We start from the raw sequence: 26,483 nt of genomic DNA on the forward strand, positions 1-26,483 counted from the left end.
GTCTGATATGAACCATTCCCTGACCCGGGGCCCGGGTGGGGCGGGTGCCGGCGCCGACCGGGCGCTGCCCCTGGGCCGGGTCCTGATCGTCGATGACCACCCCCTGTTTGCCCAGGGTCTAGCCGGGTTGATGACCCAGGCCGGTCTGGCGGACTCGGTGGTGTTGGCGGGCTCGGTGGACCAGGCACTCGAGGTGTTGGCCGACGACCTGGACCTGGTCCTGCTCGACGTCTCGCTGCAGGGGGAAACCGGGCTGGTCCTGCTGCCCCGATTGTCCGCTCGCGCCCGCCCGGTGCCCGTGGTGGTGATATCCAGTTCCGAGGACGAAACCACGGTGCGCGCCGCCTGCGCCGCCGGCGCCCAGGGTTTCCTGCCAAAATCCGCCGGTCGGACCGCGCTGATCAGCATGTGTCGGGCGATTGGCCGCGGCGACGACTATTTTCCCGGCCGCGGCCGGTCGAGGGCGCAGGCCCCGGCGCTCACTCCGCGGCAGATGGACGTGCTGGTGCTCCTGGCCCAGGGCTTTCCGAACAAACGCATTTGCCAGAGTCTCCGCCTGACCGAACACACGGTGAAAACCCACCTGAAAGCCATCTTCGCCCACCTGGGCGTGCACAACCGCACCGAGTGCGTCAGTCAGGCCCGGCTGCTGGGGTGGCTGTAACCGGCGCCGGCAGCTCAAGCCAGACGCTGGTGCCGGCACCCGGGGCGGACTCGCAGCCACACTGTCCGGCCATCATCTCGGTCAGTTCCCGGACAATCGCCAGCCCGAGCCCCAACCCGGTGGCGGCCGGATCGGTGGCGCCGCGGATAAACGGCTGGAACATGTCCCGCTGCAAGGCCGGCTCAATACCCCGACCGTTATCCCGGATGGTGACCCGAACCCGCTCGCCCTGGTGCTGGGTGGTGATTCGGATCTCATCACCGCCGCTGTGATCGACGGCGTTGAACACCAGATTCTGCAGCGCCCGCAGCAGCAGTTCCGGATCGGCCCGGAGCCACAGCCCCGAATCCGGGCCGGTTCGGCTCAGCCGAAACCCATGCAGGTCGATGTGATCAAATGTCAGGTCGGTCAACTGATCGAGCAGGCCGTCCAGCTCGACATCCTGGTTGTCGGCCCGAACCATGCCCTCGTTGATCCGGGAGACGTCCAGCACCGTGCCCAGCAGTCGCTGGAAGTGGCCCACGGTGCCCTGCAGCCGCCGCACCAGCCCGAGCTGGTCCGGGGCCAGCTCGGCGCCCGCCAGATGCGTCAGGTTCAGGCCAACGACATTCAGCGGCTGACGCAGGTCGTGACTGGCCACGGTGATCAGGTGACTCTTGCGCGCGCTTTCCTCGCGGGCATTCCGGTGCAGCAGCTGGACCAGTTGCTGGTCCAGGAAATGCGCCCGGTGCCGGTACTCACTGAGCCAGGCACCGACCATGCCGATGGTGTTGGCGGTGAGCACGAAAAACAGATTGACCAGGACCTCGGCCAGGGCCAGGCCGGTGGCCAGTTCCACTCCGAGATAGGCGGCGATGATCAGGGCCGAGGCGACGGAGGCGGCGACAAAGGGCAGGCCCATGGCGAAATAGCCAAACATCAGCATCAGCAACATGCCCTCGTAGGGCAGGGGGACGGCCTGCACCCGGGCGCAGGCGATGATGGCGACCACACTCAGGCCGCCGACCAGGTAGGCCAGGGTATACAGGCGCTCGAACGCGATATCCCCGGGCCATGGTCGGAACGACAGCCACCACACCAGGGCAATCACCGGGCAGGTCACCAGGCCCCGGATGGTGACGGTGGCGGTGGCCAGCGCCGGTGGCAGCGTGGCCAGGTCCAGCAGGGCAAAAATGGCGAAAATCACCAGTCCGGCGGCGGACACCAGGCGCGCCCGGTCGCGGACCGAGGTGGCCCGCACGGCGCGATAGCCGGGTTCAAGTTCCGGACAAAAGCGCAGGCGCCGGAAACCGGCGGCCTGCTGGGACCGGATCAGGTCTGTGCTCATAGTGACGGGCCTGCTGGCGTTAGCAGCCTGCAGTGTAAGACGCCCGGGCAGCCACTGCCGGGAGTCGGCGCACACTATGGCGCTTTGCTCCCTAGCATTTCCAGGCGGGCCCAGGTTTGCTGCTGCTCGTCCGGGAAATGCTGGTGCAGCAGCCGGGTGCGCTGGGCCGCAAGGTCGGCCTCGGCCAAACCGGCCGTCTGCAGATGGGTCAGGGCCTCCCGGTATTCCTGGTACCGGCGCTCAAATCCCTCGCGTTCGCGCAGGTAGTCGGTCACTCCCGTCGCCGCTTCCACCGACATGCCTTGCTCCCGGAGCTGCTGGCCCGCCTGCTCGGGCGAGCTGGCGGTGGTCATGATCTCGATCCGCTGCTGATTGCTCTGGTTGCTCTCGATCAGGCGCTGCTCGGTCTGGCGCAGCGGGGCCGGCAACTGCTCACGGTGCCAGGCCACCAGGGCGGTTTTCGCTGAGGGCGACAGGTCGGTCCGGCGGGCGATGTCGAGGGTGGCCAGGGTGTACTCGCCGTAGGCTTCCTCCAGACCAAAAAACGCCGCGTGCGCCTCCGGACTGAACACCGACTGGCGCAGGCGCTTGAGGTCGGTGAAGGCCTGCCGGAGCATCTGCTGCTGGTAGTCGGGATCGCCTTGCCGGGCCGGGTCGAGGGGCGCCGATTCCAGCGCCAGTGCCTGCTGCTTGTAGGCCAGGTACTGGTCCAGCAGGGTCATGGCCTGCTCGGCGGCTGCGGGCGGCAGGCTGGTGGTGGCCAGGGTACGGATCTGGTCCAGGGCCTGTTCCGGGGCCACTTCGCCGACGGAGCTGAGGAAGTAATCAAAGAAATCGCGGGTTTCCAGGTCGACAATCAGCTCACCGGTCGAGTTCGCCTTCAGGGCGCCGTCGATGTCGGTGCCGGCCAGAGAACCGGCGAACGGCTCAGGGCCGAGCGAGACCGGGGTCCGGGCTGCGACCGGATCATCGGGCGCCGGTGGGTCCAGGGCAAGCGACGGAGCGGTGCTGGTCGCTGGTGTCGACGGGGAAGGGGCCCGGCCACCGGTGCTGGCCGGACTGGCCAGGGCCGGCCGGGCGTCGGTGTGGGCATCGGTGTGGGCGGTAGGCGCCGGCTGGTACAGCCACCAGGCACTGCCGGCCACCAGGGCCGGCAGTACGCAAGCGGCGAGCCATCGGCGGGGCCGAGGTGCACGCTGGGTCATGGCTACCTCACAGACCGCGGTTCTTCAGGCGGTTGGCCTGGGCGCGATACAGCGACACCGGGTTGGTCCACAGGGACCGGACACCGAACAGGTGGTTGATGGCATCCACGTGGTTCATGTCGTAGTGGGTGCCGATGACGTTGCCCATCTTGGTGGAGCAGACGCCGACCAGGCCGTCGCTGGGTTCGCCGCCAAACGCCAGGGAGGTAATGCCCAGGAACGGGTCGGTGGCGTCCAGGATGTTGGTCCAGACTCCGCGGCCGGTCCAGGAGAAATACTTGATGCGGTTGCCGTTGATCCAGACATCCTCGCTGGTGCCGGAGCAGGCGTTGCGGTTCACGCCCTTCCAGCCGAGGGCGTCGTTCAGGGCGGTGGTGCCCGGGGTGGTCAGGGTTTCCAGCGCGGCCACGCCGTCCTGCGGGTTGCTGGCCCCGGACAGGGCGTTGATCAGGCCGCCCAGGGCGTTGGCGATGGCCTGGGCCCCACCTTCCACGTAGCTGCCCGGGGGCAGGATGCCGCGGACCACGTCGGCTACTTTCGAACCCTTGTTGACGCCGTTGATCGAGGTGATGGACGCGATCTTGTGCGGGATCAGCGATGCGGTCACCCGGGAGGTGGGTGCGCCCTGGCTGTGGGCCATCAGATTGACCTTGGCATGGCCCAGGCCGTTGACGTAATTGGCCAGTTGCTGACCACGCTGCTCGCTGCTGTTCACGAAGGACACGCTGGCGGAATAGACCCGGGCGCCGCTGCGCTCGAGGTTCCAGGGGATGGTGTGGAAGTAGTTGATCAGGCCGCCAATGGTGTTGAAACCGGTGACGCCGTGCACGAGTACGATCGGATGCCGGGTCTGGGTGTAGCCGGCGTGGGTAAGGAATGAGGCAGACAGCATGACAAGCCCCAGCGCAATGGCTGCGGTGGTTCGGATACGCATGATTAACTCCAGTTGTTGTTGTAGGCGGCCGCCCCGATTGCGGCCGTTGGTCGTTAATGCGTTGCCGATTATTCGCGTCAAAGCCTGGGCAAGAAATCGCCCATTTGGGGGAGGGGGAATGCTGGCTCAGGGCAGGCGGTGGGGGTCGAGTTCCAGGTTCAGGATGCGCTGGCCGAGCATGATGACCCGGCCGGTGTAGCGCTCCTCACCGGTCACCGTGAAGTCGAACAGGAACCGGCGCCAGACCCGCAGGCGGCCGTCCTGGTCCCGTTTGAACCAGAGCCCGCGCAGGTACACGGCGTCGTCCAGCAGCATCACATCCATGGTCTTGCAGTAGCGGCGCGCGGCTTGCAGGACGAAATCCTTGATCGCCTTCGCGCGCCACCAGTACCAGGCCAGAAAGCCGGCCAGGAACAGCCAGAACAGGGAGCCCAGGGTCACGCCTGGGCTGTCTTGTTGTGGTCCCGCGCCAGCAGGATGTAGAACGCCGGCAGCACGAAGATGGTGAACAGCGTGCCAATGCCCAGACCGGCGCTGATGGTCAGGCCGATGGCGAAGCGGCTCTCGGCACCGGGGCCAATGGCGATCAGCAGCGGGACCATGGCAAAGATCAGCGCCAGCGAGGTCATGATGATCGGACGCAGACGGATGGCCGCGGCCTCGATCACCGCATTGACCTTGTTCAGGCCCCGCTCGATCTGCAGCTGGTTGGCGAATTCCACGATCAGGATGCCGTTCTTGGACACCACCCCGATCAGGGTAATCAGCCCCACCTGGGTGTAGATGTTCATGGACGCGAAGCCCAGCACGATGAACGCCATGGCGCCGGCCACCGACATGGGCACCGAGACCAAGATGATGAACGGATCGCGCCAGCTCTCGAACTGCGCGGCCAGCACCAGGTAGATCACCAGCAGCGACAGGAAGAAGGTGACCACCAGGGCGCTGCCCTGGGTCGCCAGCTGCCGGCTCTGGCCGGTGTAGTCGTAGCTGAAGCCCTGCGGGAATACCTCATTGGCGGCCTGCTCCATGTACGCCATGGCGGTGCCATCGGCGACGCCGGGCATGACCACGCCCTGCAGGGTCAACGAGTTCTGCTGGTTGAACTGGGTCCGGTTGGACGGCTCCACGGAGTGACTGAAGCTGACCACGCTACCCAGGGGCACCAGTTCGCCGGTGTCGGTGCGGATGTAGTAGTCGTTCAGGGCCTGGGCGTCCAGACGGAACGGCTGGTCCACCTGCGGGATCACCTGGTAGGAGCGGCCTTCCATGTTGAAGCGGTTGATGTAGCCACCGCCGAGCATGCTCGACAGGGCCTGGCCGACGTCCTGCATGGACAGGCCGAGGTCGGCGACCCGGTCGCGATCCACGTTGATCCGGGTGATCGGCCGGTCGAAGTTGATCGACTTCTGCAGGAACATGAAGTTGCCGCTGCCCATGGCCTTGCCGAGCAGTTCGTCCGCGACCTGGTTCAGCTGTTCATAGCTGTTGCCGGTGGTGATCACGAACTGGAACGGCAGGCCGCCCCCGGAGCCCGGCAGCGACGGCCGCGGGAACACCGCGGTCTGCAGGCCGGTGACCTTGCTCAGCTCGGCGTCCAGCTGCGGCTGGGCTTCGAACTGGGAGATTTCCCGCTCGCTCCAGGGCGCCATCTTGAAGCCCCCGAATACCGCGTTCGGCCCGGTGAAGCCGATGATCATGAAGTCTTCTGCGTATCCGGGCAGCCCCGACATCCGGTTCTGGATCTCATCACCGTGCTCGGTGAGGTAGTCCAGGGTGGAGGTCTGCGGGCCCAGGCCCTGGTAGAACAGGATGCCCTGATCTTCGGTCGGGGCCAGCTCGCTCTGGCTCATCAGCGACATGAAGTAGATGGAGCCGAGCACCACCACCGCGAAGAACACCACCACCGACTTGGTTTCCATCAGCGAACTCAGGGCCCGCTTGTAGGCGTCGGCCAGGCCGTTGAAGCTGCGCTCAACCAGGCTCTCGAACTTGCCCGGATTGCCGTGGGGTTTGAGCACCTTGCCCGACAGCATCGGCGACAGGGTCAGGGCGACGATGCCCGAGATGACCACGGCGCCGGCCAGGGTGAAGGCAAATTCGGTGAACAGCGAGCCGACCAGGCCGCCCATGAAGCCGATGGGGGCGTAGACCGCCACCAGGGTGGTGGTCATGGCGATGATCGGCACTGCCATTTCCCGGGCGCCCTTGATGGCGGCGTCGAACCGGGATTCGCCCTGCTCGATGTGGCGGTGGACGTTTTCCACCACGATGATGGCGTCGTCCACCACCAGGCCGATGGCGAGAACCATCGACAGCAGGGTCAGCAGGTTCAGGGAAAAGCCGAACATCAGCATGATGAAGGCGCCGCCCACCAGCGACAGAGGCACCGCCACCGATGGCACCACCGAGGCGCGGATCGAGCCCAGGCACAGGAACACCACCACCAGTACGATGACCATGGCTTCCAGCAGGGTCTTGATCACCTCGTTGATGGAGTCCTCGATGAAGTCCGAGGCGTCGTAGGCCAGGCGCACGTTCAGGCCGGAAGGCAGCTGGCTTTCGATCTCGGGCAGGGCGTCCTTGACCAGGCCGGCGACGGTCAGCGGGTTGGCTCCGGGCGCCAGTTCGATGGCCACGTAGGTGGCCGGGTCACCCTTGTACAGGGCCAGCTGGTCGTAGGACTCCGAGCCCAACTCGACCCGGGCGATGTCCTGCAGGCGAATCTGGGTGCTGCCGGACTGTTTGACCACCAGATTGCGGAACTGGTCCGGGTCGGCGACGTCGGTGTCGCTGGTCATGCTGATTTCGGTGTAGCGGCCCTTGGTGTTACCCACGGCCGCCTGGTAGTTGTTGGCGCGCAGCTTGGCCACCACCTCCGGCGGTGTCATGTCGACGGCCGCCAGGCGTTCCGGGTCAAGCCAGACCCGGAGCGCGAACTTGCGGCCGATCAGGTCGGCCTTGCCCACCCCCGGCAGCGCCTGCAGCTTGGGCTGCACCACCCGGGTCAGGTAGTCGGAAATCTGCGGCACCTCAAGTTCGCTGCTGTAAAACGCGATGTACATCAGCGCGGTGGAATCGCCGGTGGTGGAGGTAATGACCGGGTCCTGGGCTTCGGCCGGCAGCACGTTGCGCTGACTGGCCACCTTGGCCTGGATCTCGGCCAGGGCGGCGTTGGCGTCGTAGTTCAGCTCCATCTTGGCTTCGATGGTCGAGGTGCCCTGGGAGCTGGTGGACGTCAGATAGTCGATGCCGCTGGCTTCGGCGATGGCCTGTTGCAGCGGTGTGGTGATAAAGCCCTTGATCAGATCCGAGCTGGCGCCGGGGTAGGCGGTGGTGACCGTCACCGTGGTGCTTTCAAGCTCCGGGTACTGGCGAATTTCCATTTCCAGGGCGGCTCGGGCGCCGAGCAGCAGGATCAGCAGGCTGACCACCGTCGCGAGCACCGGACGGTGGATAAAGATGTCGGTAAATCGCATTATTCAGACGCCTCCTGCGGCTCGCCGGACTCGTCCTGAATCTGCACCGGCTGACCGGCCCGCAGACGCAGCAGGCCCTTGGCAACGATGGTCTCGCCCGCTTCCAGGCCGGACAGGATCGCCACCCGCTGGTCGCGGGTCTCACCGGTCTCGACGGTGCGGCGGGTCACCACCTGGGTGCCCTCATCGTTGTCGCCCACGACGAACACGAAGTCGCCATAGGTGTTGTAGGACACCGCGGTGCGGGGCACGGTTACCACCTCGTTGTCTTCCGGCTGGCGGGTCATCACGGTGGCGAACATACCCGGGCGCAGCTGGCCGTCGTCGTTGTCCAGGGTCGCGCGTATCCGCACGGTGCGGGTCTCCGGGTTGACCGAGGTGTTGATGGCGCTGACCTCGCCCGGGAAGGTTTCATCCGGCACCGCCGCCACGGTGGCGATGACCGGGTAGCCGGTGGCGACTTTCGGCAGGTGTTTTTCCGACAGGGTGTAGTCGACGTAGATGGGGTCGAGCATGTTGATCTCGACGATCGGGGTGCCGGTGGCGACGTACTCGCCCTGGTCCACCATCCGGATGCCCAGGCGTCCGTCGAAGGGCGCGCGGATGATCTTCTTGCTCAGTTGGGCCTCGGCTTCGTTGACCCGGGCCTGGGCGGCGTCGAAGTTGGCCTTGGCTTCATCGTATTGGGACTGGGACACCGCGCGCTTGGGCAGCAGGTCGGACACCCGCTTGAACTCCTGCTCGGCCAGTTGCGCTTCGGCGCGACGGGTGCGCAGCGCGGCCTCGTCGATGGCCGAGTCGATCCGCACCAGCACATCACCCTGTTTGACGGTGTCGCCGGATTCGAAGTTGATGGACCGGATCACCCCCGGTACTTCGTTGGCGATCTCGATGCCGTTGACCGCTTCGACACTGCCCACGGCCTTGATGGCCGGGGTCCAGCGCTCGGTCTGGGCCTGCACCGCTGAGATCTGTGCCGGCGGCCGGGGTTGGCCCATCTGCTCCTGCATCTGGCCAAACTGGTAGAACTTGTACCCAAAGATGCCACCAAGGACGACACCGAGGAAGATAATGACGATTACGAAGCGGGAGGCAGTGCGCATAATTCGGGTCCTGGCAATCGGAATTTTTCTGGTTCGGTGCAACGGACTGGGCGGGGCCTGTGACCTGCGATCCCTTGCCGATCAGTTGCTGGCAACAGGCGTCTGGAGTCCGACAACTATGTGCCTATGGTAAAACATAGCATCCTATAAAAATCGGACAGCGCTTGTCACGGGTTTGTCAGTATTTCTGCGTAGGCTATTCAGTCATTTAGCCAACGATGGCGCGGGCTCCGGCGATCTGGTCCAGGCTGGTATTCTGGACCTGGGAAGTGACAGAATTACGAACCTGGTTTTTCGAAGGATCAGTTCATGCAGTGGATTCTCGGCATCGCCCTGACAGCGGCGGTCTTTATCATCCTGAAACGGTGGGGGGCGCTGAGCCCGGCCAAGCAGAAATCGGCGATCTGGAAGCTGGTGCTGGTGGTTGGCGGTGCGTTGTTGGTGTTCATGGTGTTGACCGGTCGGGTACACGTGCTGACGGCGGCGGTAGCGGCGGTCATCCCACTGTTACGGAAGCTGCCCGCGCTGATGAAATTTGTGCCCCTGTTCCGGGTGCAGGCCGGTCAGCCCGGCGGCCAGGGACCGGGGCAGGCGGATGCTCGGGCCGGGGTGTCGACCTCCCATGGCCAGATGTCCGAACGGGAAGCCTGCGAGGTGTTGGGGGTCGAACCGGGTTGCCCGGAAGCGGAGATTGTCGCCGCGCACCGCCGGCTGATTCAGAAGCTGCACCCGGACCGGGGCGGCAACGACTATCTGGCCGCCAAGATCAACGAAGCCAAGAGCGTGTTGCTGCGACCTTTCCGCGGCTGACCCTTCAGGGCATCAGCTCTACCTTGACCTCAAAGCTGCGGCTGCGGGCCTGGCTACTGTTGACACTGTAGGTGATGCCCGACTGCTGGCCGCCGACCTCGGTGGCCGTGCTGCCCAGCGCCACCCACTGCCCGGGCTCCACACGTCGAATGGTGACCACCGCCTCGGTGTCGTACCCGGGCACGGCCGGGGGGTCTTCCTCGAAGGACACGATGTTCAGTTCGATTGCCCGGTCGGAGATCACCTGGGGACTGACCACAAACCCGCTGCGGGTCTCGACCCGCTCCAGGATGGCGGCAGGATTGCGACCGCCCTGCAGGGCGAAAGGCAGGGTGCGGACCTGGCCCGAGTGAATGTGGGCGGACTGGCCGTCCTGGACCACCAGGCTGCGCTGCTGCTGGCTGCCGGTGCTGGTGACCTTGCGCTCGATCGTCACATTCACGCCCTGGTTGGAGCCGGACACACCGGCGCCAGCGCGTTTGCCACCGCTGATGTCCCGGGACCTGACGGTGATCCGAAGCTGGGCCGGGGCCACGTCCATGGTGTCGATCAGTCGGCCCACTTCATCGAGCAGATCGGCCTCGCCGCGCACCACCAGCTGCTGGCCCCGGGCCGTGACGCTGAGCGCGGCTGCCTGGTAGAGCTCTCGGATCTGGGCGGCGACATCGCCGGCCGGTCGATTACGCAGTTCGTAGACCCGGGCCTCGGATTCGGCCAGGGCCGGGCCCGACAGGGTCAGCAGCATCAAGGCGACCAGGCCCAGGGCGGCGGCGAACCGGGCGCGAAAACAACGTGTCGTGATGGCGGTCATGGGTGCTCCCGTCCCTGCATGATCGAAGCCGTTAGGCCCAGGTCAGCCAACCCCATTTGGCCGGTCTCAAGCCAAAAAGTGCCGGCCCTGGGGTTGCCAAGTTGAAAACCGGGGGTATATATTGAAAAGCATGAAGACCACACACGCGACCTGTCAATTGAATGTTCTGCAAGCTTTCGGCGAGAAACCGATCGCTGCGGTCGCTGCTGTGTTTTTCTGGTGGTTTGGTTATGGCTTTTATTTTAGCCAGAGCCCGGGCCGCCCATAGGATCTTCATCGACCGAACAACGAGGAAGGCAGCCCGGCAGAGAACCCAGGCTGCCACCGGACTCAAAAAGCCCCGACTGGTAGCCCAGCCGGGGCTTTTTTGATTCTGACACAGGGAAATGGAAACACTGATATGACTATGCCGCCGAGCACAGAGACATCGACCGGAACCGCCGCCGTGCCACCGACCGGCGCGACGGCTCCGACCGACGCCCAGCAACCGGGTCAGCGGCAGGAGGTGCCACTGCCCACCGTCGCGGGCTTGCGCCAGCAGCTGCCGGTTGAACCCGAGCTGGCCGAGCGGATCGCGGCCCAGCGCCAGGCCATCCGCGCCATCCTCAGGGGCGACGACGACCGCACCCTGATCGTGATGGGGCCCTGCTCCATCCACGACGAGGTCGCGGCGCTGGAATACGGCGAAAACCTGACAACCCTGGCGGACGCCGTCAGTGACCGTTTCCTGATTGTGATGCGGGCCTACCTGGAAAAGCCGCGCACCACCGTGGGCTGGAAAGGCCTGCTGTACGATCCCGAGCGCACCGGCTCGGGCGACCTGAATGCCGGCCTGGTCCGGTCCCGCCGCCTGTTGCTGAACCTGTCCCGGATGGGCCTGCCGCTGGCGACCGAGGCGCTCAGCCCTTTCGCCATGGACTATCTGGGTGACCTGGTGAGTTGGACCGCCATCGGTGCCCGCACCACCGAATCCCAGGTGCATCGGGAACTGGTCAGCGGGCTGGCGATGCCGGTCGGTTTCAAGAATGGCACCGACGGTGGCATCGGTGTGGCCACCAACGCCATGAAATCGGCGGCCCATCCCCACCACCACATGGGCCTGTCCAGCACCGGTGCTCCGGTGATGGTGTCTACCGCCGGCAATCCCGACACCCATCTGGTCCTGCGCGGTGGTCGGGGCCTGACCAACTACGACGCCGACAGCATCGCCTCGGCGGTCCAGACCCTGACCGAGTCCGGTCTGTCGACCTCGATCATGGTGGATTGCAGTCACGACAATGCCCGCAAGCAGGCCGAGCGTCAGCTCGACATCGCGCGGGAGGTGATTGCCCAGCGCCGCTCCGGCAACCACCACATCCGTGGGTTGATGCTGGAGAGTTTCCTGGAGCCCGGGCGCCAGGACGATGGCGATGACCTGGTGTACGGCTGTTCGATCACCGACCCGTGTCTGGGCTGGAGCCAGACGGAGGCTCTGATCCGCTCACTGTAGACAGCAACAGCTGCCCCGCCAGCAGCAGGAGGACGCCGCCCATCAGGCGGTCCAGCCAGTGTCCGAACCGGTTGAAGCCGCGTCGGACGCGGGGCAGGGTGAAGAACACGGCCACCAGGGCAAACCACAGGGTGGTCGCCATGGCCATGTAGATGCCATAGCCGGCCTGCAGGGCTATGGGGGTGCCAGGGCTGATGACCACCGAAAACAGCGACACGAAAAACAGCGTGGCCTTGGGGTTCAGGGCGTTGGTCAGAAAGCCCAGTCGCAGCGCGGCCAGCCGTGACTGCCGAGGCCCGGGGCCAGTCTCGACGTGCACGCCGCCGGCGCGGGCGCGCAGGCACTGCAGGGCAATCCAGCTCAGATACAGCGCACCCACCACTTTCAGAACGTTGAACAGCCACACCGACTGCTGGATGATCAGGCCGATGCCCAGCAACGAATAGCTCACGTGCACCAGAATGCCCAGGCCGACACCGAGGGCCGTCATCAGGGCGCGGTCACGGTTCTGGCTCAGGGCCTGTCGCAGCATGACGGCGAAATCCGGGCCCGGACTGGCGACGGCCAGCAGATGAACCAGGGCCACGGTCAGAAATTCCGGCCAGTAACTGTGCACGATTGATGTCTCCTTTCCCTGCTGCGTGTGGACCGACAGCATAAGCGATCCGGGCCCGGAATTCTCCCGGCCCCGGCAATCCAATCCACCGGCGCCGGCCTATACCTCTATACTTTTGGGAAGCTGTTTCCCCACCGGGCATTCGTGCTACCAGCCCGGTGGTTGCAAGGAGGGGGTGTCATGGAAAAACGTGAGGTGGACGTAGCCATCATTGGGGTCGGTACCGCGGGCATGGTGGCCTACCAGCGGGTGCGCAAGGTGACCGACAAGGTCGTGTTGATCGAGGCCAACCGGTACGGCACCACCTGTGCCCGGGTCGGCTGCATGCCCAGCAAGCTGTTGATCGCCGCCGCGGACAATGCCCATCAGATGGCGCTGGGTCCGGTGTTCGGCAACCATGCCGACGGCATTCGCATCGATGGCCAGGCGGTGATGAAGCGGGTGCGCCAGGAGCGCGACCGGTTTGTCGCCTCGGTGGTGAGTTCGGTGGACAAGTTTCCCGATGCCCATCGACTGATCGGCCATGCCCGCTTTGCCGGCCCGCATCGGCTAAAGGTCGAGGGGGCCAGTGGTGACGAGCGGGAGGTGCAGGCCAAGCGCATCATCATCGCCACCGGCTCCCGCCCCAACATCCCCGGCTTCCTCAAGGACGCCAAGGATCGCCTGGTGGTGAACGACGACCTGTTCGAATGGAAAGATCTGCCCGGGTCGGTGGCCGTGTTCGGTCCCGGTGTCATCGGCCTGGAGTTGGGCCAGGCCCTGAGTCGGCTGGGGGTGCGGGTTCGGATGTTTGGCGTCGGTGGCTCGATCGGGCCAATCCAGGATGACGCCATCCGCCAGTGTGCGCTGGAGGCGTTCAACCGGGAGTTCCCGCTGGATCCGGAAGCGGACGTCACCCGGGTGGCGCGCACCGACGACGGGGTGGCGGTGACCTTCAACGATCACGAGCGGGGGCCGGTCACGGAAACCTTCGATTACGTGTTGGCCGCCACCGGTCGGCGGCCCAACATCGATGGCCTGGACATCCAGAACGCCGACATCGAACTGGACGACCAGGGCCTGCCGCTGTTCGACCCCTACACCCTGCGCTGCGGCGACAGCCACATTTTTGTGGCGGGTGACGCCAACAACGAACTGCCGCTGCTGCACGAGGCCGCCGACGAGGGCCGCATTGCCGGCGACAACGCCGCGGCCTATCCGGATGTTCAGGCGGGTCTGCGGCGGACGCCGCTGGCGGTGGTGTTTACCGACCCACAGATCGCCACCGTGGGCCTGACCATCGACCAGGTGGATGAGCGCTGCCGGGGCCGGTTCGGGGTGGGTGAGGTGTCGTTCGAGGACCAGGGCCGCAGCCGGGTGATGGGCAAGAACCTGGGGTTGCTCCGGGTCTACGGCGAGCGGGGCAGTGGCCTGTTCATGGGCGCGGAGATGTTTGGCCCTGCCGCCGAGCACATCGGGCATCTGCTGGCCTGGTCGGTCCAGCGTCGACTCACGGTCAGCGAAATGCTGGAAATGCCGTTTTACCATCCGGTGATTGAGGAAGGCTTGCGGACGGCCTTGAAACAGCTCAATCGCGACCTCAGCATTGGACCAGAGCCCGCCGAAGGATGCACCGACTGCGGCCCGGGCGTTTGATGAGGTAATCATAAATCTGGTTTTAATTGATTGGGGCTATCGATGGAATTGGCGTTCTAAACTTCCGGAGCCGGCGCGGCAAGCCCTATGATTGGAGCCAGAACAGAATCAACTAACGTCAAGGAGACAACCGATGGGAAAGAATTTTATTGGCCTCGATTCAGACAAGGCAGCCAATCTGGCCGATGCATTGAACGACCTGTTGTCCAACTACCAGATCTTCTACATGAACGTCCGTGGCTACCATTGGAACATCAAGGGCGATAACTTCTTCGAGCTGCATTTGAAATTTGAGGAGCTGTACGACGATCTGTTGTTGAAGATCGACGAGATCGCCGAGCGGGTACTGACCCTGGGCCACCGCCCGGCGCACGCCTACAGCACCTACATCGAGAAGTCCGAGGTGCCCGAGCGTCGGGACGTGTCCGACGGTCGGGAAGCGATGGAAAACATCGTGGACAGCTTCGCCAAGCTGATTGGCAAGCAGCGCCAGCTGCTGAGCCTGGCCGGCGACGCCGAAGATGAAGGCACGGTGGCGCTGATGAGCGACTATATCTCGCAGCAGGAAAAAACCGTGTGGATGTACCGCAGCTATCTGGGCCACTGAACCAGAGGCGGAGTTCCGTGGAAAGGGCGGCCGAGGCCGCCCTTTTTTGTGGCCGTGCGCTCAGACCGCGGCCGGCAGGGGCGGAACCTGCTGATGCAGGAACCATTTTTCGGTGACCACCTTGCGGGTGAACCAGTGTGAACGCATCAAGGTGCCGGCAATCGGCATCTTGACCCAGTCCGGCAGCTGCCAGCCCTGCTCGAGGTCGGTCGCCCGGGTGCCAAACCGGTCGGCAATGGCGTCGCCATAGAGTTGCAGGGACGAGGCCGAGTAGTCCTCGGCCCGGGCAATGACGTCGGCTGCCAGCAGGGCCGACTCGACCGCGGGACGAATGCCTTCGCCGCTCTGGGTGTAGGCCAGGCCGGCGGCATCGCCGATCAGCAAGACGCCGTCGTCCACCAGGGGCCGCTCGGCGTGGTCGTACAGCAGATAGGCGTGGCCCTTGAACCGGCTGGGCAGGTCGCCGGGAATGCGGCCGCTGTCCTTCATCGCCTGCACGAACGCGTCCAGGTGTTCGCTGAGCCGGTGGTTGTCTTCGCGCCCAAGCCCGATGTTCAGGTAGTTGCCCTTGCGGAACACCCAGGCATAGCCCTTCAGGTCGCGGCAGAACCAGAGTTCCGGGGTGTCGCCCCGGGCTTGGCAAGTCTCGGCCTGGCCCGGTGTCATCTCAAATTCCACTTCCTTGGCCGCGACAATGGTTTCGTGGCCGCCGGGGCCGTCGCCCAGCAACCGGGCGACTGGACAGAAATGCCCGCCGGCGCCGACGATCAGCGGCGCCTCCCAGGTATCGTTGATGCGCCAGTTGCCGCCCTGACGCTGGATGCTCTTCACCGGCGTGGCCAGCACCTTGGGCGCCTCGACGCGATCCAGCAGGTAGGCGTCGAATTCGCAGCGGCGGATGCCGTAGCTGACCACCTCGCCGTGGTCGTTTTCCACTGGCGCCTGGCCCATCATGCCGATGCGGAAGCGGCGTATGGGCTGCAAGGTGCGCCCGCGGCTGTAATCCTCCTGGTCAATGCCCAGGGTGTCGAGTACGGCCGGGGTCACCCAGCCGGCGCAGGTCTTGTCCCGCGGAAAGCTCTGCTTGTCGATGATCAGGATACGCTTGCCGCTGCCCTGCAGGCGCTGGGCCAGGGTCGAGCCGGCGGGACCGGCCCCGACAATGATGACGTCGTAGTACTCCATCAGGCATCCTCCGGCGCCGCCGCAGTGTCGTACAGGTCCCGGCGATTCTGGGGCAGCCGGTTGTTGCTGCCGTGGCTGAACACCACCTGGAACAGCTGCAGGGAGCCGGCCCGGAAGGCGGCAATGGAGCCGGCCAGGTACATGCGCCAGGCCCGGGTGAAGTGTTCGTCGTACATGGCCGAGACCTGGTCCTGGTTCTCGGTGAACCGGTCCATCCAGTGGCTCAGGGTCTGGGCGTAGTGCAGGCGCAGGTTCTCCACGTCCAGCACCGAAAAATCGCCCAGCTCACAGATCTCCATGAACTCGCCGATGCTGGGCGGGTAGGCGCCCGGGAAGATCCGTTTTTCGATCCAGGCGTTCATCAGCATCGGCCGGTTGCGCCCGATGCTGTGCAGCAGCGCCAGGCCGTCGGGTTTCAGGCTGCGTTTGATCAGCTCGGACAGGGCCGGGTAGTTGGCCTTGCCGACGTGTTCGAGCATGCCGATGGAGACAAAGGCATCGTACTGACCGGAGATGTTGCGGTAATCGTCTTCGACGTAGTCGATCAGGTGATCGAGATTCTGGCGGCTGGCCTCGGACCGGGCGAACGCCAGCTGCTCCCGGGAAATGTTGTAGGCGTGGACCTTTACCCCGTAGTTGCGCGCCATGTAGCGCGCCAGCCCGCCCCAGCCACAGCCGGCTTCGACCACGGTCATGCCCGGTTTCAGCCGGAGCTTGCGGCACACATGCTCGAGCTTGGCCAGTTGGGCCTGCTCCAGGGTCAGGTCCGGTTGCTCGTAATAGGCGCAGGTATACTGCATTTCCGCCCGGTCGAGCCAGAGCTGGTAGAACTCGTTGCCCAGGTCGTAGTGGTGGTGGATGTTTTCCTTGGCCTCGGTGATTCCGGTCGGCCGGGGATTGTGGTTGCGCCAGAGCGCATCCAGCCACCTGGGCCATTGCTCCCGGGCGCTGTGGACCGATCGATAGAGGGTTTCCATCAGGTCCGGCAGGTCGCCTTCCACCTCCAGGCGGCCGGCACTGTACAGGTCCCCGAATGCCAGGTTGGGATTGGCCACCAGGGAATACAGGGCTTTCGGGTCCAGCAGGTGCAGCACGAACCGTGGCTCCTGTCCTTCCGGTTCAATGACCTCGCCGTTCCACAGCCGAAACTGAATCGGGGGCGAGCCGGCCATGCGCATGAGTTTGGCCACCAGCCAGCGTTCGTAGCTGTGGGGCTGACGGTCGGTTTGTGCCGCCTCCAATGGCAGGGTCAGCACATGAGGTTTGGGGTCCTGCTCCGTGTGCTCGGGTTTCTGGGCGGTGCTCTGCGTCATGGGGGCTCCTCTTCCTTCTGGACCTGGCTGCCACTGCCCAGGCAACCACATTTGCGCTCGGGACTGTCCCGACAACCAACCTGAGAATCGCCGATGCTGTGTTCAGTATAGAAAAGGTTCCGATTTTGTCAGCTACAGGGGCAAACGGGGCAAAACTGGGGCGGGAACCGGTGTGGCTGAGGGGGGGGGAGGGCAAAAAAAACCGGGCCACTGGGGCCCGGTTTTGGTTTCCTGGGAGAAAGGTCAGAAGCCGGCGGTGGCACTCATGCCAAACCACTCCGGGAACACCACGATCAGCGCCAGGACCAGAATCTGGATGGCAATGAACGGGATGATACCCCGATAGATGTCCACGGTCTGGACACCCGGCGGTGCCACCCCTTTCAGGTAGAACAGCGAGAACCCGAAGGGCGGGGTCAGGAAACTGGTCTGCAGGTTCATGGCAATCAGGATGGCGAACCACAGCATGTTGATGCCCATGGCTTCGGCCACCGGGGCCAGAATCGGCACGATGATGAACGAGATTTCCACGAAGTCGATGAAGAAACCGAGGATCAGGATCACCAGCATGGCCAGGATGATGAAGCCCCACTGGCCGCCGGGCAGCAGTTCCAGCCATTCTTCCAGCAGGTAGTCACCACCGGTGTAGCTGAACACCATGGAGAAGGCGGTGGCACCGATCAGGATGGCAAACACCATCGCGGTGACCTTGACCGTGTCCTTGGCGCTGTCCCAGACCATCTTGAACGAGAACTGGCGGTAGATGATCGCCAGCACCACGGCACCCACGCCGCCCAGGGCCGAGGACTCGGTGGGGGTGGCGATGCCGCTGAAGATGGAACCCAGGACCACGACGATCAGCGCCAGCGGCGGGATGATGGCCAGCAGCGCCGAGACGATTTCCTGCTTGCGCGAGGTGGTCGGGTCTTCCGGCATGGCCGGCGCGGTTTCCGGCTTCAGGCGGGTCAGGATCAGGATGTAGGCGATGTACAGGCCGATCAGGACCACGCCGGGCCAGACTGCGGCCTTGAACAGGTCGCCGACCGGAATGCCCATGACGTCACCGAGGATGATCAGGATGATGGACGGTGGCACGATCTGGCCCAGGGTGCCCGAGGCACAGATGGTACCGGTGGCCAGGCGCTTATCGTACTTGTGCGCCAGCATGACCGGCAGGGAGATCAGGCCCATGGCGACCACGGAGGCACCGACCACGCCGGTGGAAGCCGCCAGCAGCGCGCCCACCAGGATGGTGGAGATGGCCAGACCGCCCGGCAGGCCGCCGAACAGACGACCCATGGAGGTGAGCAGCTGTTCCGCCAGTCGGGTGCGCTGCAGCACCACACCCATGAAGATGAACAGGGGCACGGCCATGAGCACGGTGTTCTGCATCACGCTCATGATCCGGAACGGCATGAACGCAAACAGGTCCATGCCCTCGGCATAGATACCGAAGAACAGCGCCACGCCGCCAAAGGTAAACGCGACCGGGAAACCCAGCATCAGCATCAGCATGGCGACGCCAAACATAATCATACCAATCATGCCAGGCCTCCTGCGCTGTGCTCCTCGGTGTAGCTCTTCTCACCGGACAGGACGCGGATGGCGTAGGTGATCATGCCCAGGCCCGCGGTGGCGATAAAGAAGGCCGTGATCGGGATGACGGACTTGATGATGAAGCGATGGGGCAGGCCGCCCGGATCGCCGCTGCCTTCGCCCATGTTGTAGGAATCAACGGCAAAGGAGTAACCGTAGGAGCCAATCAGGTAGGCGAACGGCAGGACAAAAACGAGGGCGCCGACCAGATTGATCCAGGCTTTCGCCTTGTTGCTCCAGTTAGTGTAGAAAACGTCCACGCGGACATGGCCGTCCGTGCGCAGCGCGTAGGGAATACCAAACAGGAAGACGACCGAATAGAGGTGCCACTCCATTTCCTGCATACCAATTGAAACTTCGTTGAACGCGTAGCGGCTGACCACGTCGTAAAACACGTTGGCCGCCATCAGTATCATCGCGATACAGGCGACCCAGCCGCACAGGTTGGACAAGCGACCCAGGCCCTCGTCCAGTTTGATAATCCACCGCATTAATCTTCCTCCGCCAAGCGGGTTGGCGTTTTTTCAGCTGCTATAAACGACGAAACCGGGACCCCTCAATGAGCGATCCCGGCTCCGTTTGGACCGTAATCTTACTCGACTTCGGCCATGGTGTTGAGGTACGCGCGCTCGGAGATGTCCGAGTAAGCACGGGACTTCTCGAGGTACTCGGCCTGAGATTTGACGATCTTGGCCGCCAGCTCGTCACCAGCCGCCGCTTCTTTCAGCAGCTTCTGGTTGGCTTCATACATGGCGTCGAACACGTCCTTCGGGAACTTCTTGATCTGGACGTCCGGGTACTCTTCCTTGATGCTCGCCCAGGCCTTGGCGTTTTCGTGCTGGGACTGCACCAGCATCTCGTAAGAGGCCATGCGCATGGACACGCGCAGGATTTCCTGCAGGTCTTCCGGCAGCTTTTCCCAGGTCTTCTTGTTCACCAGGAACTGCAACTCGGTCGCAGGCTCGTGCCAGCCGGTGTAGTAGTAGTTGGCGATCTGCTGGAAGCCCAGACGCAGGTCCAGGGCCGGGCCGACCCACTCGACGGCGTCGATGGTGTTGCGCTCAAGCGCGGTGTAGAGCTCACCCGGAGCGATGTTGGTCGGGCTCACGCCCACCTCGGCGAAGACTTCGCCGGCAAAGCCCGGAATCCGCATCTTCAGACCCTGCAGGTCCTCGAGGGAGTTGATTTCCTTACGGAACCAGCCGCCCATCTGAACGCCGGTGTTGCCGCCCGGGAAGGACATCAGGTTGTGGGGCTCATACACTTCCTGCATCAGCTCCATGCCGTCGCCGTGGTAGAACCAGGCGTACTGTTCCATGGCGTTCATGCCGAACGGCATGCTGGTGAAGAACAGAGTGTTGGGAACCTTGCCCTTCCAGTAGTAGGACGCGGAGTGACCCATGTCGTACTGGCCGGCTTTGACCATGTCGAAGACACCGAACGGCGCCTTGTGCTTGTTGGCGGAGTCAATGCGGATGCGCAGACGGCCATCGGACATTTTCTCGGCCATTTCAGCCATGTTCTTGGAGGCATCGCCAAAGATCGGGAAATTCGGACCCCAGGTTTCTGCCAGGCGGAGCGTAAATGTATCCTGAGCATACGCCTGCGAGGCGGCAAAGGTAGTTGCCACAGCCAGCGCAGCCGCGGAAAGAACAGAACGGATCTTCATTGCTCTTCAATCCTCTTGTCTTTTTTGTGTGTAGAGCGGCCTCCCTGTAGGGAGGGGTCCACTCTTAACGGTAGCCCAACTTACCAATAATCGTTAGCAAACGGAATGAAAAACGGTCTCAACTACGACCTAGGTCGTAGGTTGGTTTACATATCATCCATGCGCCCGATCGGGCGTGCCAGCCGCCCGGATCTCGGCTTTTTGTCGCCACGACCGGAATCGCGCCAGCGCCGGTTTCTCCACCAGGTAGTGCACCAGGCTGGCGAGGGCCAGCGCCATGATCAGGGCCAGCATCACCCCGAACCAGCCCGGGAGGCCGGCGTCGTAGCTCCAGCCGATCACGCCATAGCCGATGTTCTGGTGCACCAGGTACAGGCTGTAGGACAGGCTGCCGAGCCAGAGCAGGGGGCGGTTGGCCAGAACCTGGATGCGGCCGGCGACCGCCAGGGCGAACACCCCGAAGCAGGCCAGCACGAACAGGCTGTAGGGCAGTTTGTAGGCCAGCAGGCCATGACCGATACTGACCGCCAGGAGGGTGTTGTCGAAGGCCGAGCCACCGCCGTGGCGATGGCGTCGGTAGATCAGCATCCCGGCCACGAACAGCGGGGCGTATTTGACGAACAGCAGGTCCTTGACGAAGAAGGCCAGGCCATCTGGGATCTGTTTCCACCAGATCACGCCCAGGTAGCTGGCCAGCACCCAGAGCGCCAGGGCCAGCCGGAGCTGATGCCAGTGGCGCAGGTTGAAATAGAGCAGCGCCATCCAGCTGTAGAAGGTGACCTCCACCACCAGGCTCCAGTAGGCGCCATCCACGTGGGCCTGGCCCAGGTACTCGTGCAGCAGGGTGGTGTTGAGCAGGGCGGTGCCCAGCGGCACGGCGCGGCTTTCCGGGCCGAGCCAGTGCACCGACAGGAAGGTCAGCGCGATCGCGGCCCAGAGCGCCGGCAGCAGCCGGAACGCCCGGGCCAGGCCAAACCAGCTGGCTTTGCTGGTACGCTCCAGGGTCATGAAGATGACAAAGCCGCTGAGGATGAAAAACAGGTGCACCCCGTATCGGCCGAACTTCAGGGTGTCGTGGAGCAGGCCGGGCATGGCGAAATCGTGTCCGAACAGCTTGTCGTAGTAGGGCAGATAGTGGAACAGAACCACGATCAGTGCGGCCAGGCCCCGCAGGGCGTCCAGGCTGGCTAAACGGCTGGGTGCTTGAGTCATAAACGAAATCCCGGTGGCTGACGATATAATAGCCGCTTTCCATCAACGCAGGGAGTGACAACCATGGCGACGAACCTGGGCATCATCGAGGGGTTTTACGGGCCGATGTGGACCTGGGAGGAACGCCGTCGCCTGGTCCGGACCCTGGCGCCCCACGGTTATGGTTTTTATCTGTACGCGCCCAAGGCCGATGCCTTCCTGCGGCGCCGCTGGCAGGAGCCGCACCCGGCCGAGCAGGCCGCCGAGCTGGCGGGCTTCGCCCGATTCTGTCGGGCGGAAGGGGTGCGCTTCGGGGTGGGCCTGAGCCCCTACGAGCTGTTCAACCACTTTGACGACGACGGTCGCGCCGCCCTGGCCCGCAAGCTCGGGCAACTGGATGCCCTGGGCATCGAGGAGCTGGCCATCCTGTTCGATGACATGCGCGCGGACGTGCCGGACCTGGCCCAGACCCAGATCGAGATCCTGCGCTGGGTCAGGGCTCACACCTCGGTACGCCAGCTCAGCGTGTGCCCCAGCTATTACTCCGACGACCCGGTGCTGGATCGGGTGTTCGGCGAGCGGCCCACGGACTATCTGAGCGAGCTGGGGCGCCGGCTTGCCCACGACATCAACATCTTCTGGACCGGCGAGGAGGTCTGCGCCCGGGAGATCACCCCGGGGCACCTGAAGCGGGTCACCGATCTGCTCGGCCGCAAGCCGGTGCTCTGGGACAATTACCCGGTCAACGACGGCGATCGGATGTCCCGGCACCTGCATCTGCGCGGGTTCACCGGCCGCCCGGCCAACAATGCCGCGCACCTGGCCGGTCACGGCATCAACCCGGCGCTGCAGCCCACACTCACGACCATCCCCGCCATCACCCTGGCGGAATCCTACCGGCTGGGGCCGGATTACCAGTATGGTCAGGCGTTTCGCCACGCCGCCCGCGAGGTGCTCGGGCGCGATCTGGCGAGTCAGCTCCAGGCCGATCTGCTGACCCTGCAGGACGGCGGGCTCAGTCGCCTCGGTGCCGAGAAACGGCAGAGCCTTGAGGCCATCTACGGCGGTTTCGAACATCCGGCGGCGACGGAAATCCTGCGCTGGTTGCGCGGCGACTACCAGGTCACCGACGAGATGGTCGCGACCCAGTAACGGGGCAGTCCCGGGCGCAGCGCCCGGTGACCCAATCAGGAGGCGGCAGCCATGACTCAGTTACAGGTGGAATGCGTGCAGGGAGACATTGCCCGGCAGGCTGACATGGACGCGGTGGTCAACGCCGCCAACGCCCAGTTGATGCCCGGCGCGGGGGTCGCCGGCGCCCTGCACGCGGCCGCGGGCCCGGGCCTGGCGCAGGAGTGTCGGTCCCTGGCGCCCATCAGGCCGGGCCAGGCGGTCATCAGTTCCGCCCATGGGCTGCCCAACCGGCACGTGATTCATTGCCTGGGGCCGGTTTACGGGGTGGATGAACCCTCCGACCGGCTCCTGGCCGACTGCTTTCGCAACGCCCTGGTGGTGGCGGATCAGGCGGGGCTGGCCTCGATTGCCTTCCCGGCCATTTCCACCGGGGTGTTTGGCTACCCGGTGCCCGAGGCCGCCCGGGTCGCGTTCGACGCCATCGCCGAGACGGCGCCAAAGCTGGTGCACGTAAACCACATCCGGCTGGTGCTGTTCAGTGCCGGCGATTGCGCCGAATTCCAGCAAGCCCTCAGTCGCAGTTCACTGCGCTCGAGCGGCTGAAACGTTCGGTCATGGCCGCCCGCGCGCGCTCGGCATCCCGGAACTCGTCCGGCAGCGGCTGGATGAAGTACAGGTAGTTGCCTTTGCCGCGCAGGTCATCCAGGGCCGGCTGGGGCTGGTCGCTGGGCCAGAACACCGGGCTGATGACGGCGATCTCAAGCTCGGGCGCCCGCTGGGCCAGCAGCGCCACTGTGCCCAGCCGGTCTTCGCTGTGGAAGGTGCCGGTCAGGTGCAGCACCTGGTGTCCCGGGTAGCGGTCATGGGCGGCGAGGATGCGGCTGGCCATGGTGTTGTCCCGCAGCAGTTGGGCCTGATAGGTGTTGCGCAAACGTTCGGTCAGGGTGGCAGCGGCGCCACCGTGGCGCCCGGCGATGGCCTCGACGAACTTGTCCTGGTAGGCCGGCGTGTCGGTGAACGGCGCCTCCGGCAGATGCTGGCGCCGCTGCTCGGGTAATTGCGCCAGGTAGCCGGGGCCCTCACGCCCGATACACCGGACCAGGTCGCTGGGGGCGTTGGCGGCCAAAACCGGTAGATCGCGGGTCCGGGCGAATTCCACCAGGGGCCGGTACGAGGCCCGGTAATTGTCCCAGGCCTCGGCGTCCTCTATCAGTTCCGCTTCACCAATCTCGCCCGCCAGATACCGGTCCAACGCCGGCTGATGATTTACCTCGAACTGTTCCATGGTCAGCACTTGCTGTCGGTTTCGCTGGTACAGTGCCGCCTGGAGTCGGGACTGCAGCAGATGCGCCCCATGGTGACCGTGGTATTCCCCGACCACGACCACATCCATCTCCCGAAGCCGGTCGGCCAGGGTGGACACGTCCAAAGCCTCGCCGGTGTCGGGCGCCACCACGCGAGCATGGTATTGGGTTTCGGGTGCGGTCACTGGCGTCGTCGGGGCCGGAGTCGAGGCACAGCCGGAGACCGAGAGCAGAAGGAGCAGGCACAGGGAGGCGTTGGAAGTCGTCATGGATCAAGTATACGGCATGGTGGCAGAAACGGTTGGTTGGCCCCAAAAGCCCTGTTTTCGCATTGGTTTGATCATTGGTCGAATCAGAAATTGGTCGGGAATTCAGGCGATTATCAGCTATGCTACCGGGTAAGTTTGCTGACCCTGAATAGGATGCCCGATGCTGCCGTTCCGCATTATTGACCGAGTCAAATTCTTCGTTGAGCGCCAATTGGTCAAAGGTGCCGGCTTCCAGTTGCTGGTGGTTGCCGCCTTCATCGCCCTGATCTCCCTGATGGGGGGGCTGCTGGTCCTGCCCCTGGGCGAGTCCTTCGACAACGTCGGGTCGGCGATCTGGTGGGCGTTTCTGCGCCTGACCGATCCGGGGTACCTGGGGGATGACGTCGGGACCTGGCAGCGGTTCGTATCGACCTTGCTCACCATCAGCGGCTACGTGGTGTTCATGGGTACCCTGGTGGCCATCCTGACCCGTTGGTTGATCGCCAAGATGGCGGATATGGAGCGGGGCCTGACCCCGGTCACCCTGAAGAACCACATCGTGGTGTTGGGCTGGACCAGTCAGACCCTGCCACTGCTGGTGGAGCTACTGGGCTCCTCCGGGCGCATGCGGCGCTTCCTCGAAAAACACGACACCCAGAAGCTGAACCTGGTGGTGCTGTCGGAGAGCGCTTCCGCCGAACAGGTGCACGAACTTCGCAACGAGCCGGGCATCGGCAGCCGGGTCCGACAGATCATTCTGCGGGCCGGTTCGGCTTTGCAGCCCGAGGCCTTGCACCGGGTCGCCTGTCTGGATGCGGCGGCGGTCATCGTGCCCAGCGCCCATCAGGGCGTGGGCAGTCTGGTCACCTCGGACGTCGAAACCGTTAAGGCCCTGCTGTCGATTGCCGCCCAGGCCCGGCATTTCCAGTCGTCTCTGCCCTACGTGGTGGCCGAGCTGCAGGACGTGCGCAAGCTGCCGGTGATCGAGCGGGCCTACCCCGGCGAGGTGGAAGTGGTCGCCGGCGACGCCTCGATCAGCTCCCTGATTGTCCAGAATATCCTGCATCCGGGCCTGTCCGAGGTCTACAACGAGTTGTTGACCGGGGCCGAGGGCAATGGCATCTACGTGCGCGGCGGCGAATCCGTGGCGGGCCTGTCCCTGGCCGAGCTGGCCTCGGTGCGGCCCAATGTCATTGTGCTGGGGCTGCTGCGGCCCAATGGCAAGCTCTGGGACGTTCGACTGGTGGCGCCCTCCGATACCCGCATCGAAGCCCGGGACCGGGTCATCTTGATGGCCCGGGATTACGCCGACACCGAACCCAATGCCAAGCTGCCGGCCCTGCCGGAAATCCAGCGCCTGGAGCCGCGCCGGGTCACCCGTCAGGAAGCCAGCCTGCGGCAGCGGGTGCTGGTGTTGGGTTGGAATCGTCGGGTACCCAGTTTGGTGGCGGAATTCGGCAGCTACAGCCATCAATCGTTTTCCCTGGACATGGTGTCGGTGGTGCCGGCGGCGGAGCGGGCCCTGGCCATCTCCCGCTACGTCGGCGAGCGCTCACCGGTGGAATGTCGGCACATCGAGGCCGACTACATGGTGGAAGGGGAACTGCGACGGCTGGATCCGTCCTCCTACGATTCGGTGATCCTGCTCAGCAGCGACCGTCTTGCCTCGGGTGAGGAGGCCGATGCCCGGGCCATGGTCGGATACCTGCAGCTGGAAGACATCCTGGCGGAAAAACATCCCCATCCGCATCTGATTTTGGAACTCAGTGACCCGGATAACCGTCCGTTGCTGTACGAACATCGTAGTGAGATGTTGATCAGCCCGATGATCCTGAGCCATATCCTGGCCCAGGTCGCCCTGCGCCGGGAGCTGCGGGTGGTTCTGGATGAACTGTTCACCGTCGGCGGTGCTGAGATCCAGTTCCGGGATCCGGCGGAATACCCGCTGCCGGCCAGTGCCGATTTCCAGTTGCTGGAGCGCACCCTGGCCGACGAAGGGGAAATCGCGCTGGGGATCTATCGCGGACAGCCAGACGCCCGGGGCCGACATCTGACCCTGAACCCGCCTCGACGGGACTACCTGGACCTGAAAGCCGGCGATCGCCTGGTGGTGCTGGCTCTGACGGCCTGATCGGCGTTCATCGATTCACTCAACAACGCAGT

The 26,483-nt window shown here is 64.5% G+C and carries 23 protein-coding genes; 8 read left to right on the forward strand and 15 right to left on the reverse strand.

The window, feature by feature from the left end; all coding sequences use genetic code 11:
• Positions 1-7: 7 nt before the first annotated feature.
• Positions 8-664, forward strand: coding sequence for a response regulator transcription factor (locus U5822_RS08090; protein WP_322855118.1), 657 nt, complete (start codon positions 8-10; stop codon positions 662-664).
• Here the strand turns inward: U5822_RS08090 and U5822_RS08095 are convergent.
• From U5822_RS08095 to U5822_RS08120, 6 genes are all read right to left on the reverse strand, one after another.
• Complete coding sequence (locus U5822_RS08095; protein ID WP_322855119.1) at positions 633-1,991, reverse strand: sensor histidine kinase; 1,359 nt, start codon at positions 1,989-1,991, stop codon at positions 633-635. The genes U5822_RS08090 and U5822_RS08095 overlap by 32 nt on opposite strands.
• A 74-nt stretch (positions 1,992-2,065) precedes the next feature.
• A complete protein-coding gene (locus U5822_RS08100) occupies positions 2,066-3,196 on the reverse strand; it encodes a lipase secretion chaperone (RefSeq protein WP_322855120.1) in 1,131 nt (376 codons plus the stop codon).
• A gap of 7 nt (positions 3,197-3,203) precedes the next feature.
• Positions 3,204-4,130 (reverse strand): esterase/lipase family protein, encoded by a 927-nt coding sequence (locus tag U5822_RS08105; protein WP_322855121.1) that lies wholly within the window; start codon positions 4,128-4,130, stop codon positions 3,204-3,206.
• A 126-nt stretch (positions 4,131-4,256) separates the two neighbouring features.
• Positions 4,257-4,571: a DUF3301 domain-containing protein gene (locus U5822_RS08110; RefSeq protein WP_322855122.1), complete on the reverse strand. Its 315-nt coding sequence runs from the start codon at positions 4,569-4,571 to the stop codon at positions 4,257-4,259.
• Positions 4,568-7,609, reverse strand: a complete 3,042-nt coding sequence (locus U5822_RS08115) for an efflux RND transporter permease subunit (RefSeq protein WP_322855123.1) — start codon at positions 7,607-7,609, stop codon at positions 4,568-4,570. The genes U5822_RS08110 and U5822_RS08115 overlap by 4 nt, the downstream gene beginning before the upstream one ends.
• Positions 7,609-8,712, reverse strand: coding sequence for an efflux RND transporter periplasmic adaptor subunit (locus U5822_RS08120; protein ID WP_322855124.1), 1,104 nt, complete (start codon positions 8,710-8,712; stop codon positions 7,609-7,611). Before U5822_RS08120 ends, U5822_RS08115 begins: the two co-directional genes overlap by 1 nt.
• Before the next feature lie 309 nt (positions 8,713-9,021).
• On the opposite strand from U5822_RS08120, the gene U5822_RS08125 reads away from it, so the two are divergent.
• Complete coding sequence (locus U5822_RS08125; protein ID WP_322855125.1) at positions 9,022-9,522, forward strand: DnaJ domain-containing protein; 501 nt, start codon at positions 9,022-9,024, stop codon at positions 9,520-9,522.
• Between the two features lie 4 nt (positions 9,523-9,526).
• Here the strand turns inward: U5822_RS08125 and U5822_RS08130 are convergent, their stop codons facing one another.
• Positions 9,527-10,333: a secretin N-terminal domain-containing protein gene (locus tag U5822_RS08130; protein ID WP_322855126.1), complete on the reverse strand. Its 807-nt coding sequence runs from the start codon at positions 10,331-10,333 to the stop codon at positions 9,527-9,529.
• Between the two features lie 400 nt (positions 10,334-10,733).
• Between U5822_RS08130 and U5822_RS08135 the strand changes: the two genes are divergently transcribed.
• Positions 10,734-11,822: a 3-deoxy-7-phosphoheptulonate synthase gene (locus U5822_RS08135; RefSeq protein ID WP_322855127.1), complete on the forward strand. Its 1,089-nt coding sequence runs from the start codon at positions 10,734-10,736 to the stop codon at positions 11,820-11,822.
• On the opposite strand, the gene U5822_RS08140 is transcribed toward U5822_RS08135, so the two are convergent.
• Complete coding sequence (locus U5822_RS08140; protein ID WP_322855128.1) at positions 11,767-12,438, reverse strand: LysE family translocator; 672 nt, start codon at positions 12,436-12,438, stop codon at positions 11,767-11,769. The genes U5822_RS08135 and U5822_RS08140 overlap by 56 nt on opposite strands.
• Before the next feature lie 180 nt (positions 12,439-12,618).
• Between U5822_RS08140 and U5822_RS08145 the strand changes: the two genes are divergently transcribed.
• On the forward strand, positions 12,619-14,073 hold the full coding sequence (locus U5822_RS08145; protein WP_322855129.1) for a dihydrolipoyl dehydrogenase: 1,455 nt from the start codon (positions 12,619-12,621) through the stop codon (positions 14,071-14,073).
• Positions 14,074-14,206: 133 nt separating this feature from the next.
• The gene (locus U5822_RS08150; RefSeq protein WP_322855130.1) at positions 14,207-14,680 is read left to right on the forward strand and encodes a Dps family protein; all 474 of its coding nucleotides are present in this window, start codon (positions 14,207-14,209) and stop codon (positions 14,678-14,680) included.
• Between the two features lie 60 nt (positions 14,681-14,740).
• On the opposite strand, the gene U5822_RS08155 is transcribed toward U5822_RS08150, so the two are convergent.
• The 6 genes from U5822_RS08155 to U5822_RS08180 all read right to left on the reverse strand — a co-directional run bounded on the left by U5822_RS08155 (position 14,741) and on the right by U5822_RS08180 (position 21,655).
• Positions 14,741-15,865 (reverse strand): NAD(P)/FAD-dependent oxidoreductase, encoded by a 1,125-nt coding sequence (locus tag U5822_RS08155; protein ID WP_322855131.1) that lies wholly within the window; start codon positions 15,863-15,865, stop codon positions 14,741-14,743.
• Entirely contained in the window at positions 15,865-17,178 is a 1,314-nt protein-coding gene (locus U5822_RS08160; protein ID WP_322855132.1) for a cyclopropane-fatty-acyl-phospholipid synthase family protein, read from the reverse strand. Before U5822_RS08160 ends, U5822_RS08155 begins: the two co-directional genes overlap by 1 nt.
• 243 nt (positions 17,179-17,421) lie before the next feature.
• Positions 17,422-18,723 (reverse strand): TRAP transporter large permease, encoded by a 1,302-nt coding sequence (locus U5822_RS08165; protein WP_322855133.1) that lies wholly within the window; start codon positions 18,721-18,723, stop codon positions 17,422-17,424.
• Complete coding sequence (locus tag U5822_RS08170) at positions 18,720-19,265, reverse strand: TRAP transporter small permease subunit (RefSeq protein ID WP_322855134.1); 546 nt, start codon at positions 19,263-19,265, stop codon at positions 18,720-18,722. Before U5822_RS08170 ends, U5822_RS08165 begins: the two co-directional genes overlap by 4 nt.
• Positions 19,266-19,366: 101 nt before the next feature.
• The gene (locus U5822_RS08175; RefSeq protein WP_322855135.1) at positions 19,367-20,443 is read right to left on the reverse strand and encodes a TRAP transporter substrate-binding protein; all 1,077 of its coding nucleotides are present in this window, start codon (positions 20,441-20,443) and stop codon (positions 19,367-19,369) included.
• A gap of 153 nt (positions 20,444-20,596) precedes the next feature.
• Positions 20,597-21,655 carry an acyltransferase family protein gene (locus U5822_RS08180; protein WP_322855136.1) on the reverse strand — a complete coding sequence of 353 codons (1,059 nt, stop codon included), beginning with the start codon at positions 21,653-21,655 and terminating at the stop codon, positions 20,597-20,599.
• A gap of 63 nt (positions 21,656-21,718) precedes the next feature.
• Here U5822_RS08180 and U5822_RS08185 point away from each other — a divergent pair, with 63 nt between their 5' ends.
• Entirely contained in the window at positions 21,719-22,786 is a 1,068-nt protein-coding gene (locus U5822_RS08185) for a beta-N-acetylglucosaminidase domain-containing protein (RefSeq protein WP_322855137.1), read from the forward strand.
• Between the two features lie 51 nt (positions 22,787-22,837).
• The gene (locus tag U5822_RS08190) at positions 22,838-23,371 is read left to right on the forward strand and encodes a macro domain-containing protein (protein WP_322855138.1); all 534 of its coding nucleotides are present in this window, start codon (positions 22,838-22,840) and stop codon (positions 23,369-23,371) included.
• Here the strand turns inward: U5822_RS08190 and U5822_RS08195 are convergent.
• Positions 23,340-24,341 carry a ChaN family lipoprotein gene (locus U5822_RS08195; RefSeq protein WP_322855139.1) on the reverse strand — a complete coding sequence of 334 codons (1,002 nt, stop codon included), beginning with the start codon at positions 24,339-24,341 and terminating at the stop codon, positions 23,340-23,342. The two genes, U5822_RS08190 and U5822_RS08195, sit on opposite strands and share 32 nt — an antisense overlap.
• Before the next feature lie 160 nt (positions 24,342-24,501).
• Between U5822_RS08195 and U5822_RS08200 the strand changes: the two genes are divergently transcribed.
• Positions 24,502-26,451 (forward strand): CASTOR/POLLUX-related putative ion channel, encoded by a 1,950-nt coding sequence (locus U5822_RS08200; RefSeq protein WP_322855140.1) that lies wholly within the window; start codon positions 24,502-24,504, stop codon positions 26,449-26,451.
• Positions 26,452-26,483: the final 32 nt, after the last annotated feature.

Origin of the sequence: Marinobacter qingdaonensis (assembly GCF_034555935.1) — a bacterium.
Classification (GTDB): Bacteria; Pseudomonadota; Gammaproteobacteria; order Pseudomonadales; family Oleiphilaceae; genus Marinobacter; species Marinobacter qingdaonensis.